Source organism: Paenibacillus xylanexedens, assembly GCF_017874615.1.
Taxonomy (GTDB): Bacteria; Bacillota; Bacilli; order Paenibacillales; family Paenibacillaceae; genus Paenibacillus; species Paenibacillus xylanexedens.
In genome coordinates, this window is the sequence record NZ_JAGIKV010000043.1 from 1 (window position 1) to 13,417 (window position 13,417).

At 48.4% G+C, this 13,417-nt stretch carries 12 protein-coding genes; 2 read left to right on the forward strand and 10 right to left on the reverse strand.

Going from position 1 to position 13,417, the window contains the following annotated elements; all coding sequences use genetic code 11:
* From J2Z28_RS30245 to J2Z28_RS30255, 3 genes are all read right to left on the reverse strand, one after another.
* A partial coding sequence (locus J2Z28_RS30245; RefSeq protein ID WP_211085680.1) for a hypothetical protein occupies positions 1-965 on the reverse strand: 965 nt, incomplete at its 3' end.
* A gap of 49 nt (positions 966-1,014) precedes the next feature.
* Positions 1,015-2,364, reverse strand: coding sequence for a hypothetical protein (locus tag J2Z28_RS30250; RefSeq protein ID WP_211085681.1), 1,350 nt, complete (start codon positions 2,362-2,364; stop codon positions 1,015-1,017).
* 207 nt (positions 2,365-2,571) lie between these two features.
* On the reverse strand, positions 2,572-3,903 hold the full coding sequence (locus J2Z28_RS30255; protein WP_211085682.1) for an MFS transporter: 1,332 nt from the start codon (positions 3,901-3,903) through the stop codon (positions 2,572-2,574).
* 348 nt (positions 3,904-4,251) lie between these two features.
* Between J2Z28_RS30255 and J2Z28_RS30260 the strand changes: the two genes are divergently transcribed.
* Complete coding sequence (locus J2Z28_RS30260) at positions 4,252-4,713, forward strand: MarR family winged helix-turn-helix transcriptional regulator (protein WP_211085683.1); 462 nt, start codon at positions 4,252-4,254, stop codon at positions 4,711-4,713.
* Between the two features lie 473 nt (positions 4,714-5,186).
* Here J2Z28_RS30260 and J2Z28_RS30265 read toward each other — a convergent pair whose 3' ends face one another.
* From J2Z28_RS30265 to J2Z28_RS30275, 3 genes are all read right to left on the reverse strand, one after another.
* Positions 5,187-6,692 (reverse strand): MDR family MFS transporter, encoded by a 1,506-nt coding sequence (locus tag J2Z28_RS30265; RefSeq protein ID WP_244988619.1) that lies wholly within the window; start codon positions 6,690-6,692, stop codon positions 5,187-5,189.
* Between the two features lie 274 nt (positions 6,693-6,966).
* Positions 6,967-7,539, reverse strand: a complete 573-nt coding sequence (locus J2Z28_RS30270) for a GNAT family N-acetyltransferase (RefSeq protein WP_036614167.1) — start codon at positions 7,537-7,539, stop codon at positions 6,967-6,969.
* Between the two features lie 199 nt (positions 7,540-7,738).
* Positions 7,739-8,035 (reverse strand): hypothetical protein, encoded by a 297-nt coding sequence (locus J2Z28_RS30275; protein ID WP_076254765.1) that lies wholly within the window; start codon positions 8,033-8,035, stop codon positions 7,739-7,741.
* A 185-nt stretch (positions 8,036-8,220) separates the two neighbouring features.
* Here J2Z28_RS30275 and J2Z28_RS30280 point away from each other — a divergent pair, with 185 nt between their 5' ends.
* The gene (locus J2Z28_RS30280) at positions 8,221-8,718 is read left to right on the forward strand and encodes a GAF domain-containing protein (protein WP_036614172.1); all 498 of its coding nucleotides are present in this window, start codon (positions 8,221-8,223) and stop codon (positions 8,716-8,718) included.
* Between the two features lie 151 nt (positions 8,719-8,869).
* On the opposite strand, the gene J2Z28_RS30285 is transcribed toward J2Z28_RS30280, so the two are convergent.
* The 4 genes from J2Z28_RS30285 to J2Z28_RS30300 all read right to left on the reverse strand — a co-directional run bounded on the left by J2Z28_RS30285 (position 8,870) and on the right by J2Z28_RS30300 (position 13,255).
* Positions 8,870-9,682 carry a MerR family transcriptional regulator gene (locus tag J2Z28_RS30285; protein ID WP_211085685.1) on the reverse strand — a complete coding sequence of 271 codons (813 nt, stop codon included), beginning with the start codon at positions 9,680-9,682 and terminating at the stop codon, positions 8,870-8,872.
* 324 nt (positions 9,683-10,006) lie between these two features.
* The gene (locus J2Z28_RS30290) at positions 10,007-11,431 is read right to left on the reverse strand and encodes an aldehyde dehydrogenase family protein (protein WP_211085686.1); all 1,425 of its coding nucleotides are present in this window, start codon (positions 11,429-11,431) and stop codon (positions 10,007-10,009) included.
* A gap of 162 nt (positions 11,432-11,593) precedes the next feature.
* Entirely contained in the window at positions 11,594-12,016 is a 423-nt protein-coding gene (locus J2Z28_RS30295) for a universal stress protein (RefSeq protein ID WP_211085687.1), read from the reverse strand.
* Between the two features lie 18 nt (positions 12,017-12,034).
* Positions 12,035-13,255 (reverse strand): MFS transporter, encoded by a 1,221-nt coding sequence (locus J2Z28_RS30300; RefSeq protein WP_036614180.1) that lies wholly within the window; start codon positions 13,253-13,255, stop codon positions 12,035-12,037.
* Between the last annotated feature and the right edge of the window lie 162 nt (positions 13,256-13,417).

Below are 13,417 nucleotides of genomic sequence, written 5' to 3' on the forward strand. Positions count from 1 at the left end.
CGGCTTTCGCTCGCAGTGCTACTGTTTACGTTACGCTCACGGTCATTCACGCTATTGTTGCGTTCGGATTGAGTCCACGTCGCACTCTCTCCTTCTGCATCCACGTTCAGACCCAGATCAAGCGTTCCGCGGCTTTCGCTCGCAGTGCTACTGTTTACGTTACGCTCACGGTCATTCACGCTATTGTTGCGTTCGGATTGAGTCCACGTCGCACTCTCTCCTTCGGCTTTCGCGTTCAGACCCAGATCCAAGGCTCCGCGGCTTTCGCTCGCATAGCTACTGTTCGTGTTACGCTCGCCGTCTTTCACGCTGTTATTGCGTTCGGATTGAGTCCATGTTGCACTCTCTCCTTCGGCATTCACGTTCAGACCGAGATCAAGCGCTCCGCGGCTTTCGCTCGCATAGCTACTGTTTACGCTACGCTCACGGTCATTCACGTTGCTGTTGCGTTCGGATTGAGTCATCGTTGCACTCTCTCCTTCGGCATTCACGTTCAGACCGAGACCCAGCGCTCCACGACTTTCACTCGCATAGCTACTGTTTACGTTCCGATCATCGCTGCCTCGTGAATAGTCGCTCATCGTTGTACCTTCTCCCGACACATTGGCATTGAGGCCAAGGCCCAGCTTGCCAGAACTGCTACGCTCAGCAGTTTGATTGGAAGAACGATCATTGTATCGGTTCATACTCTCGGAAGATAAGCCGGCGTTAAGGCCAAGATCCAGATTCAATGCTCCAGTTGCACTGGATGAACCTCCGTAGCTACCATGGTTACCGTAACCTGTGTCACGGTGTCCTGACAGAAGAGATCCCAGCTCCAGGCGCAAACCTGCATTTAGATCCAGATTACCACTGCTGTTATTGCTATAGCTATCGGCATAAGTTGCCTGCGAAGCTCCCAGCAATCCAGCTACCAACGTACCCGACAATACCGACAATTTTACCCAACGATTCACTTTTTTCATGATTATATACACTCCTTCTCAATTTTGGTTGAATTAACGCCATTGTTGCCTATGAGAAAGAGGTATATTGCGGCGGCCGCCCAGGCGGTGCCTGTGACCATTGACTGAACCCATCGAGCCGTTCCATTCGGAAGGCAAAATCGTAATCTGGCGTAACCAGACCTGTTGTTGCTCCCGGAAGTGCAGCGGCTGGAGCGGTTGCTCCACCTCCAGTTACACCGGACGAACCGGAGCTTGTCCCGGCGGAAGCATTAGCTGCTCCGGGAGAAGTTGCTGCAACAGACCAACTGGTTGGTCGTTCTGTGCGAGGCTGCAATGGAGATGCTGCATCAGCATCATCTTGTTTCAGATCGGCTTCCTGGTTACTCTGCACTTGTTCAGTGACAGCTGGTTTAGCAGTTGTCTGATCTACGAGGAACAACTCGTTATCTGGGAAATCTGCATTAACATCGGAATCCTGCGTCAGATCGGTTCCTTCCACAGGCAATGCCTGCGGAACAACAGGTTGCTCTGGACGTACTTCTGATTCCGGGGTGACTTCAATCACTTTCCCCGTAACCTGTACTGCGTCCTGTCCTTCCTCCTTGTTCTGAGTTGAAACAGGATCTGCGAGTGCACTCGTATTGGAAGTTTCACCATTCGGTGTTTTGACGACCGCCGGTTGTTCCGGAGTGACTACAGGCCGTTCCGGCTTCACACTTGGAATCTCCACCTTTTCCTGATCAGGATTGAGTTCAGCGGATACGTCTACAACTGGAACTTCTGCTTTCACAGATAGCAGCTGGACATTTCCCTTACTCAGATCCACACGGGATGAGGAGATATTGACCGAAGTAACTTCAGGTACATCCACCTTCACGGAGGGCAATTCAACCTTACCCTGCTGAAGGTCTGTTTTCACAGCAGACGTCTCTGCTTTGATAACCTCCGGTACCTCTGCGGTAACGCCAGGCAAGGAAGCTGTACCATCGTTCAGGTTCACCTGACTGCTTGATACATCGGCTTTGATCACCGGTGTATCCGCCTGTACAGACGGCAGTTCGACGGTTCCCTTCTTCGTATCAATCCCAATCTCTGATGTTCCGGCCGATCCAAGCGGTGTATCTACTTTCAGCTCAGATACACTCAGCTTACCTGTGGATTCATTCGCTTTGATCGATGGAACTTCAACATCCAGCAGTGGTGTGGATACCGATACTGACGGAGTCAGATTCAACCCGCCATCCGAATCGCGTGAAAACAAATTTAGCGACAATCCGCTGGACGGTTTTTCAGAAGATACCTGAGCATCATCCGCGTATACATGTGACGATCCAAACCCCAGCATCAAAGTCCCGGCAAGTATTGCCAGTGGTATGCTTCCAAGACGCACAATGGATTTTGGTAACTTTACATTCAAGTTGCTTCACCCCCTTTCCGCTAATGCGTTGGTGGGACAAGGCATATGAGTTTTCCCCTAGGAATAATTAGAATACAGGGATTTCTGCCTGTTCCTCATTAAACGTGAAGGCGTTTACTCAAACGCTTTTTAATCAAAAACTTAAAATTTGAAGTAAATTCAAACCTTCATTTTAACTGTTCTAACCTGAGCAGATCCGGCCTGTTTTCAGTCGCCTGCAATCATTGTTTTGGCTGCAATGGAGCCATTCAGATCGGCTTTTTCCCCGCTACGTTTCATCAAATAAATCAACCCAAGCAGGGTCAGCAAAATGCCTGAACAGACAAAAGCCGGCACTACACCAAATGAGGTGACCATAAATCCGCCTACCACCGGGCCCATAATATTACTGGCTGTCATCACGCTGCCTACCGTTCCAAATACCCTGCCTGTCATCGCCTCAGGTGTCTGTTCCTGCAACAGGATCTGAAAGGGGACAATCGCAAACCCAATTCCGACACCTGCCAGGGCAAAGAGGGATACTAACAACAGATTGGCACCTAGCCCGGCGTGCGGCCAAATCCCAACAATAACTCCGGCTCCGCCGATAACCAGACCCATGAGTGTGGTACCCAGACCCATTTTCAAAACATGCCCTGCATGCTTCCACTTCCGCACACTCATCGCTGCAATTAATGTACCTACGCCACTTGCTGCCACGCACCATCCCAGCAGATCACTTGAAATTCCGGGAAGTTGTCTGAATAACACCACAGTCTGTGAATCGGCAAATTGCAGAAAAAGTATGGCTGAAGCAAGCAAAATCAGAGACGTTCCTACATAAGGGAGAGATGCGAGCATTCGGATACCCTCCAGTGTTTCTTTCCAAAAAGAGTCTTTTGGGCGGTTGAGAACATCCCCAGCTGGCTCTTCCTCTACTTCTGTTACGTTATGAATTGCGGTTTGGATCACCCGAGTTCCAGGAATCCACAATAAAATGATGCCGGAGATCAGAAAAGACGCTGAATCGAGAACAAAACACCAGGTAATGCCAAAAGCGGCTACCAAAAGTCCGCCAAGCGCCGGACCAATAATTTTGGACATCTGTTCGATCACCGAGCTGATGGATACAGCTTGCGCAAGTTGTTCGCGGGGTACAATTTCCTTCAGCTTTCCGTTTTTGGCCGGAGAGAAGATTACATCAAACAGGGATTTGAGGACAAGCAGTATGTAGACGTGCCAGATCTGGTCAGCAAAAATTAACGCACCCACGATGATAATCCGTGCACCATCGGCTACAATCATCAGCCATTTTCGGTTCAGGCGATCTGCAAGTGTGCCTGCGAATGGCCCTGTCAACAGAATGGGTAGTGCTGCGGAGAGTGTGACAAATGTAATTTCCCATGGCGTTGCATTCCAGCGGATACCCACGAGGGTCAGGATTGCGAGCAGATGCAGCCAATCTCCCAGATTGGAAATGGCCTGTGCCACCATCAATGTTACAAAAGATCGGTTATTCTTCAGCGGTCGTTGTCCTTCAATCGTTAAATCACTTGTCATCCTTCTTCTCCTCCATTATATTCCATTTCATAGTATGAACTCATTATATAGAGCAGCCCTTGACTCGACCTCCTGCCAGAGGCGGAGAAAAAGCGACATCTGAAGGATGATTTTTCCAGCATGATGAATGATCAAATTTTAAATGCTAAAAATGCAAATCTTGTGACATATCGCATGTTTTTCGTAGAAATAGAAGTTTACAATTAAACCATGGCGACAACCTGAATCGTCAAACATAACTAACCAACTCATATAAGTTGAAATACTCTTTTACATGAACAGCATAACGGAGAGGACCCCTCTTCATCATTTCAACTTATAAAACTAATCTGAAAAGGCGGGATCAGCATGCTGGAATTACAAGAAATCGGAACCGAACGTTCACTTCATCTGTACCGCACCTTGGCCCAGACATTCAAGAGCGTGAATGAACACGCTGTATCCGGAAGCAAAGTGCATGGCTTCAACCCCACTGCATACGGGGTGCTCGAAGTGTTATATATGAAAGGAGCTCAGCCGATTCAACAGGTTGGCGCACAACTTCTCTTGCAAAGTGGTAATGTGACCTATGTGATCGATAAGCTCGAGCAAAAAGGATTGTTACACCGCAAACATTGTCCGCAAGACAGACGTATCATCTTTGTGGAACTGACCGAAGAAGGACAGCGCACCATGGATGACATCTATCCAGGCTATGCGTTGAAGATCGATCGGGCTGTAAGTGGACTAAGTGAGGAAGACAAGGAGTTGCTGTCCGAACTTTTGGGAAGGCTTGCACATTCCGCAGACCGTTTATCAGCGGGCAGCTAGAGCGTATCTTCAAGCCTGCCAAAAGCCAGAGTGTAACAGAATGTACTGGAGCAGATATGGAGCGGGAGCGCTAACGCTAACGAACCTGTGACGTCTTATTCAGGGGTTTGAAGCGCTCGCAGCATTTTAAGGAATCTGACACACGCTATCTTTGAATAAACAGCCGTTTACAACGTGTTTTTCAGGTGATTTCGGGAAATAAGTTGTCTCATGTTCCTTACAATTGAGAAAGAGGAGCAGAAGGTCAAATAAGACGTCCTCAGTTCCTTAGAAATTCGTCTGGACAATTCACCAGGATCAGCCAGCCTGTAATTCAAAATACTTTAGATCCGGACATCCCCCAACGTATCACTTGCCTGAGTTTGAAAATATACTCTAATCCACTGCACATGTGCCATCAACAAAAATAACCGGATTTGCCTGACATCGGCGAATCCGGTATTTCATATGTTTTTCGTATATATATCTTCTTTTTACTTTGAGCCTTGTGGCTGCGGTGGAGCATCTGCATCTTCGGGTACAATTAAACGTTTGCGTAGAGCAAGCGTCGTTACCCACGAGACCAGTGCAATGACAAACATAATCACAAACAGGGAATGCAAGCTTCCTTCCAGCACGTTACGCAGTAGCGCCCATTTGTCATCCGATAGGGCAGCATCCGTATGTGGTGCGAGAAGCTCGTTCAGATCATTTTCCGAAATTCCGGCTTCCGCCAGATTCTGCTCACTGGATAACGTGGAGATCCGATAATTCAACCAGGTACCAAAAGCAGCTGCACCAATCGTCTGTCCCAATGTACGCATGAACGTGTGCAGTGCTGTAGAGGAACCACGTTCCTTATATCCTACAGAAGACTGCGCAATAATGGTGAAGATCGTAAACGCAAAACCGAAACCGAGACCATAAATAAAGGTCAATACAAAGAGCACAGCCTGCGGGGATGTCCCGCCCACCAGAAAGAGTCCACCCGATCCAATCGCAATACCGGTCAACCCAATCAATGCGGTCATACGTGATCCAATTTTCATCAACAGGCGGCCTGCCATCACACTACCAATGAGCCAACCCACCGACATCGGCGCTAGCAGCAGCCCGGATTCCGTCGCATTACCTCCCCGAACCCCCTGCACCCAGAGCGGCAAATAACTGGTCAGGCCGATCATCAAAGTACTGGTCAGCAGTCCGGCGATATTCGCCACACGGATGTCCCGAATTCGGAACAGATGTAGTGGAACCATAGGGGCCTGGGCTCTTTTTTCCACCACGAAAAATAAAATAATAAACAGAGCGGCGACCACACTCAGCACAACAATCAACGGAGAACTCCATGCATAATACTGCCCACCCGCCGACAGTACAAATAACAATGCGGTAATACCCACCGTGAAGGTCAGCGCACCAACATAGTCAATTTTGGCTGTACGCGGCGAGATATCTTCCTTCAGATAACGAAATACAAACCACATCGCAAGCAGACCAAATGGCACATTAAAACCAAAGATCCACTGCCAGCCCAGATTATCTACAAAATAACCGCCAAGCAGCGGACCCGCCAGAGAGGAAATCCCCCACACGGAGCTAATCCAACCTTGGATTTTACCACGTTCTTCAATGGCGTAGATGTCCCCAATAATCGTAAATGTAACAGGAACTACCGCACCCGCACCAATCCCTTGAATAGCACGGAAAATAATCAATTGCTCCATGTTCTGCGACAGACAGCACAAGAGTGAACCCAGTAAAAATAACGCACAGCCAATCAGAAATACAGGCTTTCGTCCATACAGGTCACTGATTTTGCCGAAAATGGGCGTACTCACAGCCATCGTCAACAGGTATGCCGTGAAAATCCAGCTCAGCAGCTGTACACTCCCCAGCTCGCTGACAATGGTCGGCCCTGCCGGACCAATTACGGTGCCTTCAATCGCTGACAGAAATGTCGCGAGCAACAGCCCCGTCAAGATGAAACTGCGCTTCAAACCTCCAGTTGCATTCACACAAACCCTTCTCTCTTCGTTTCTCTATATAATTGGTACGTTAATTTACACCTCTACTACGAACCAGCACAAGCTTCCGATCGCTGTTATCCCCAGATTTTTTTTCTTCTCCTCTCTAAAGGAGAAATCCGGTGATAGCGTATGCTTCCGATGTAGCTTTCTTTCAGAAAGCTTTAAAGGCGATCGCTTCGCTTCTCCAGCTTTGTTCTGTTTCTTCGTTTACGTGTAATTTAAAAAAAATCATATATTGTCTCTTTTATTTACCTCGCTTGCGAAGGAACTCATCATACAGCATCGAATACATCACCATATCTTTATAACCGGTGGATGTATGCTGCACCTGTCGCAGCAACCCTTCTCGCGTGAAGCCGCGGTTCGTCAGGAACTCCCCGGAAGCCAGATTACGCGGATCAACCAGCGCTTCAATTCGATTAAGACCCATGGTCTCATATCCAAAGGGCAGCAATGCCGAGAAAGCCTCCGTCATATAACCGTGGCGCCAATAATCACGTCCCAGCTCATAACCGATCTCACCCCGGAATGCGCCTTCAAGCTGCCATGTGTTAAAGCCACAGCTACCGATGAGCTTGCCTGTTTCTTTGAGTTCGATCCCCCACCGGATTGCATCCTCTTCTCCTGCCATTTGGTTGAGCAGTCCAATCATGTCTGCCGCTTCGCTTGTCCCAATCATGGGTGCAAGATTCATGTAACGGGTCACCTCGCGATCTGACCAACATGCGAACATCTGGGCCGCATCCCGGCGACGCATTTTACGCAGACGAAGCCGCGCAGTCTCCATTTCGGGAATTCTTCCTTTGCATTTATACATATAAAGACACTCCGATCCGATCTATCTCCGCAGACCATAATATTCACTAGTCATCTAATCATAACCTGCGCCGAATGGCAACTGTTCAGTCATGCACACACGTCAAAAAACCGGGCCAATTTCGCTCCCGGTCTTGTTGTACGTATGGATCCATTCAAGTTTGAGTGAATTACGGAATCATGGCTTGTCCAAATGAATTTTAAGCTTTGGACGTTTTCTTGCCCTTCCCCAGTAATTCATCGCTAACCCGGCCAAACACAGCCGTGATTTCCTTGAATTCTTCGATGCCAGTCCCGGTCAGGCTCCATTGGTCCCCGTGGGCGGTCAGGAAGTTCTCCTGTGTCAGGTGTTCAAGCTCCTGCTTGATCTCCCGCTCTCCAACGCGATATCCCCGTTCTTCCAATAGGGGCAGTGCCTCGCTAACGTTCAAATCCTGATTTTGCGCGAAATGTAGTAGATGAATCCGTACAAAAAGATTCTGTACCTCTGCATGCATAAGCCAAGCTCCTTCCCGGGTTATAGCCCTCCGTGGTTGCTAAGTAATTACCCCACGTAAGAAGCTGAGAAACAGGAGGATTCTTCAGGTATTCCCTTCCCTTTCCGAAATCCTCCGCTTGACTAACCGCATCCTCTGCACTATCTTGAAAATAAGTACCATTTTGCTCGGGAGGGTGATTTACCATGTTTCAAGCTGTTTCCTATGAAGGAACACGAAGTGAGCAGCACACCGCCGTCCTGGGACAGTTAAGTGCTCTGATCCGCGATGAACCTAGTGCGATTGCCAATCTGGCGAACGCTGCTGCGCTGCTCAATGTATTTATGACCGACACCAATTGGGTCGGCTTCTATCTGTATGATGGAAAAGAACTGGTCCTCGGGCCATTCCAAGGACTGCCTGCCTGTATCCGAATTCCACTGGGACGTGGTGTATGTGGCACATCTGCTGCCGAAAAACGTACCCTGGTCGTTGATGATGTTCATGCCTTCCCAGGCCACATTGCCTGTGATGCAGCATCGAACAGTGAGATCGTCGTACCGATTATCAAAAACGGCGAACTGTACGGGGTGCTGGATATCGACAGCCCGATCAAAAACCGTTTTGACGACGAAGACCGCGTCTTCCTGGAGAAAGCCGTAAGCCTGCTCACAGAGCAGTTGGAAGCAACCATACCCCTTTAGGAAATGATGAATAAGGTGATCGGAGTCTCATCACATACGATGATGAAGAACCCGTAATAACAAAGAGCGCAGTCCTCTCAGAGGTCTGCGCTCTTTGTTATCCATTATGATTCACACCCATGTTCTTGCTCGCCCATGTTACTTTATGCATCTAGGATAAATCATGTTCCGCTTTAATCATCATCCCATCCCGCAGGAATTCAGCCAGCCTCGGGTGGTAACCATCATACATCTGACGGAAATTTTTATGCTCTACATACAGTTTGGCCAAATCCCGATAGATCTCAGCTGTGGGTGTATAATAACCTTTGATCCATTCAAGATGCCTGCCAATAATCTGTTGTACTTTCGCACTACCGGGCTCCAATCCATCCTCAATGGCCTGTTGCAAGTCCAGATGAACTTGATCAATTTTCGCCTGGGAATCCAGATAATCTTCTTTTGACTTCATCTCCTGCTTTTCAGGTAATGTGGATGAATTGGAAGATTGGATGTCGGACCTCTGAACACCCTCTGTCTGCACATGGTTCATATCATTAGTGACTACAGCTTCAGAACCCGATTCATTCAGCAACTGGTGACGCCCCTTATTTACAAAACCGATATAAAGATCATGTTCATCAATCTCCTGTTCACCTTGCAAATGAGAGATCGTTTTGTCCAGTGTCTGAATCAACCCATGCAGACGGAGTGCCTTCTCCAGAATATCGATGCGATGCTGCTTCATGATGCGTATGACATCCTGAGGATTATCCCGGAGCATCGGGGCAATCTCATTCTCCTTCATACCCACTTCCTTACAGAAAAGGATTTGCTGGAGTCTCAACAACTCCTGCTTTTCATAATAGATGTCCTCATCTACATCCCCAAATGCCGGATTCAGAAGACCTGTCTCTGCATACTGGCTCAGTTCGTTCAGACTTACGCCTGACATTCCCGATACGTCAACCATGGAATATGCCATTTGAATACACCTCCTGCCTGTCCTGCAACTCCAGAGTTCAGGCTTAATTCATACTGCATTGTATTTGAATAATGAGAGATTATAAGACTTTCGGCAATGCTGTACCGCTTCATTCCGCTCGTGCTCTGGATGGGTACATCATGCTTCAGTGATATGAGCGGCGTTTGGTCAGTTATGTTGCGGTATGTTAACTATGTTATACCCGTCTCATCAGATGTGAACCCGCAGTCAGTGAAGAATCACTATGTATTTTTGAAACAGTTTTCCAACATCTACATATGAAAAAATCCTGTGCCATTGTCGTGGCACAGGATACGAAGCGAATCACCCTTTGTTAAACATGACAAACTTCAATTCCGTCATTTCTTCTACAGCATATTTTACACCTTCACGTCCGATACCACTCTGTTTCACCCCACCATAGGGCATGTGATCCACTCGGAACGTCGGAATATCATTAATCATAACTCCGCCTGCTTCAATCTGATCGACAGCATGGAGGGCGGTATGAATATCGTTTGTAAATACGCCTGCCTGAAGCCCGTATATCGAATCGTTAACATGTTCAATACCCTCTTCAACGGAATCTACCGTATTGATCACAACGATGGGTGCAAACACTTCCTGACAGGATACCTTGGCATCACGCGGAACGTTAATCAGTACAGTGGGACGCAGAACGCCTCCTTCAGCTTGACCGCCTGCTGCCACTTCAGCCCCGGCCTGTTTGGCTTCTTCAATCCAGTCGAGTGTACGCTGTACATCCTTGGAGGTAATCAGCGCAGAGACCACCGTATCCGGGCTCAGCGGGTCTCCGACCACCACTTGTTTAGCCGCTTCAGCGAAACGCCGGATGAATTCATCCGAGATGTCACGATGTACGTAGATTCGCTGTAGCGAGATACATACCTGTCCCTGATACGTGAAAGCTCCAGTCACACAGCGAGGAACCACTTTGTCCAGATCTGCGTCCTTATCCACAATGACCGCTGCATTCGACCCTAGCTCCAGTGTCACGCGTTTGAGTCCTGCTTTGCTACGAATGCTCGTGCCTACCGCTGGACTGCCTGTAAACGTAATGTGAGCAACACGGGGGTGCTCTACAAGCACATCACCAATGGTTTTGCCATCACCGCTCACCACGTTCAGTGCACCATCCGGCAATCCGGCTTCCTGAAGCAGATTAGCGATGTAATAGGAAGACAGAGGCGTCTGCTCCGCAGGTTTGAGAACAATCGTATTGCCCGTTGCCAGCGCTGGACCTACCTTGTGGGCTACCAGATTCATTGGAAAATTAAACGGTGTAATCGCACCGATGACACCTAGAGGTTGCCGCATCGTATAACCGATACGTCCTTCTCCACCTTTGGCTGCATCCATCGGAACCGTCTCTCCAGTCAGTCGTTTGGCTTCTTCGGCGGCAAAACGATACGTTTCCACCGTCCGGTCAACCTCTGCCAGTGCTGCCGTAATTGGCTTTGCCGCTTCAAGCGCAATGATTCGCGCTGCTTCTTCCTTACGTTCTTCAAGCATGGAGGACAACTTGTACAGAATATCTGCACGCTGATGTGCAGGCATCTGGCGCATTGCCTTCCCAGCCTGAACGGCAGCTACAATAGCAGCCTCCGCTTCCTCGGCTGAAGCCGACGAGACTTCTGCCAGCGTTTCCCCGGAGTATGGTGCTTGAAGTGTTTTATAATCTACGGATTCGGTGGGTTTGCCACCGATAAACAGATGTTGTTTTTTCATATGCTGCATCCTCCATCCTTTTAGAACCTATTGAACTTAATCTATTTATACACTATTTCCGTGCCATCAACCCACTACGGTATTCGGCAATCATAGCTTGTAACGTACCTGATGAGCCATTGTGGCGATCTTGAGCTATTGCATTATAAAGGATTTCACAACCTATTTAACCGTCAGGACGGGGCATTCTGCATGTTTTAACACGCCATGACTGACACTGCCCACGATCATCTCTGCGAGCATGCCTTTCCCGCCGGTACCCATCACAATCATTCCACAATCTCGTTCACGCGCCACACGGCAGATCTCATTAACGGGATCACCTGCAATCAACAGCGTTTCATATGCAACGTCACGCCCTGACAACTGATTAGTCACCGGTTCTATAATATGTTGCCCTTCTTCGGCAATCCGAGCTTCCAGATCAACACCCAATGCAGGTTCATTGATAGAGATAGCCGGATTCACATGCACAATCAACAGACTTGCGGGTTGTTTCATATCTTCAGCCAGGATCAGAGCTTGTTCCAAAGCCTTATGAGCATGATCCGAACCATCAACAGCAACCAATATACGTTTCAACATTGCAATTCCTCCTGTGAATTAATGAGATGTAATGGCGGAATCGATATCCCGCAGATGATGACGGCGCACCAGCAGTACCACGACTCCAACCAGAACCATTAATGCACCAAAATAAAACGGCGTTTCCGGCAGGAACCACTCGGACAATTTACCCGCAAGCCATGGAGCAAGTGCACCACCCAGGAAACGAACGAAGCTGTATGCAGCAGAAGCAACAGAACGCTCTACAGGTGCAGCTTCCATAACAGCCGTTGTAATTAACGTGTTGTTAATCCCAAGGAAAATCCCCGCTACAATGACTGCCACAATAACGGTAGTTGGTGAACCCATCACCGTACCTACTGCCATAACAACCAGATCAATCGCGAACAATGTAAGCATGACACTCATGGACGGAACCGATCCGAATCGGCGTTGTAATCTTGGTGCCACGAATACCGACGTAATCGCCAGCATCAGTCCCCAGCCAAAGAATACATAACCCAAGCCGTGCTCATCCAGATTCATGACATATGGTGAATAAGCCATCAAGGTAAAGAAACCAAAGTTATACAGGAAGGCGGTAATCGCCAATGTTTTCAGTGAAGGATAACTTAATGCTTTAAACGGATCGGACAAAGAACTGCGTGTTTTCGGTTTGGCCATCTTGGGCAACATAAATGTAATGCTGATAAAGGCAATCGCCATCAGAACAGCCACCCCATAAAACGGGCCACGCCAAGAGATGGAACCTAGCTCACCACCAAGCAGCGGTCCAACCGCAATCCCGAGACCAAGCGCTGCTTCGTACAAAATAATCGCTTTGGCTGTCCCCGACGTGGACAGTCCCACAATGGCAGATAACGCCGTTGCGATGAACAAGGCATTACCCAGTCCCCAACCGCCACGGTAACCAACCAGTGCACCTACCGTGTCTGAGGTACCGCCGAGGAACGAGAAGATAATAATCAACAATATACCGCTGAGCAGCGTCCACTTCACACCAATCCGGCTGGATACAACACCTGTAATCAGCATCGCTACCCCGGTTACAGCGTTATAACTGGTAAATAGCAGTGACACCTGGCTTTTCGAAGCATGCAGCTGATCTGCAATCGCGGGCAGGATCGGGTCAACCAGACCCAGACCCATAAAGGATATGATACATGCAAAGGCAACCGCCCATACCGCTCGTGGTTGGGATAACAGGCCCCCACGTGATGACGGCAATTCGTCCGGTAATGATGGCTCTCTTTTCATACGTAATTCCTCCTGTGAATAATTTATGTGGTGAAACTTTTCATTTGAAAACAACCGTGAAAATAATGAAAACATTCTATACATTTTCAGAATTAGAGGTAACAAAACGACACAAATGACACCGAAACATCCGGTGTTTGTACAGGATCGCCACAGGTACTA

What these genes read in the sequence shown, in the direction of transcription:
- J2Z28_RS30255 (WP_211085682.1), bottom strand. Translation starts at nt 3,903, where the DNA reads ATGACAAGTGATTTAACGATTGAAGGACAACGACCGCTGAAGAATAAC.
- J2Z28_RS30260 (WP_211085683.1), top strand. Translation starts at nt 4,252, where the DNA reads ATGCTGGAATTACAAGAAATCGGAACCGAACGTTCACTTCATCTGTAC.
- J2Z28_RS30270 (WP_036614167.1), bottom strand. Translation starts at nt 7,539, where the DNA reads ATGTATAAATGCAAAGGAAGAATTCCCGAAATGGAGACTGCGCGGCTT.
- J2Z28_RS30275 (WP_076254765.1), bottom strand. Translation starts at nt 8,035, where the DNA reads ATGCATGCAGAGGTACAGAATCTTTTTGTACGGATTCATCTACTACAT.
- J2Z28_RS30280 (WP_036614172.1), top strand. Translation starts at nt 8,221, where the DNA reads ATGTTTCAAGCTGTTTCCTATGAAGGAACACGAAGTGAGCAGCACACC.
- J2Z28_RS30285 (WP_211085685.1), bottom strand. Translation starts at nt 9,682, where the DNA reads ATGGCATATTCCATGGTTGACGTATCGGGAATGTCAGGCGTAAGTCTG.
- J2Z28_RS30290 (WP_211085686.1), bottom strand. Translation starts at nt 11,431, where the DNA reads ATGAAAAAACAACATCTGTTTATCGGTGGCAAACCCACCGAATCCGTA.
- J2Z28_RS30295 (WP_211085687.1), bottom strand. Translation starts at nt 12,016, where the DNA reads ATGTTGAAACGTATATTGGTTGCTGTTGATGGTTCGGATCATGCTCAT.
- J2Z28_RS30300 (WP_036614180.1), bottom strand. Translation starts at nt 13,255, where the DNA reads ATGAAAAGAGAGCCATCATTACCGGACGAATTGCCGTCATCACGTGGG.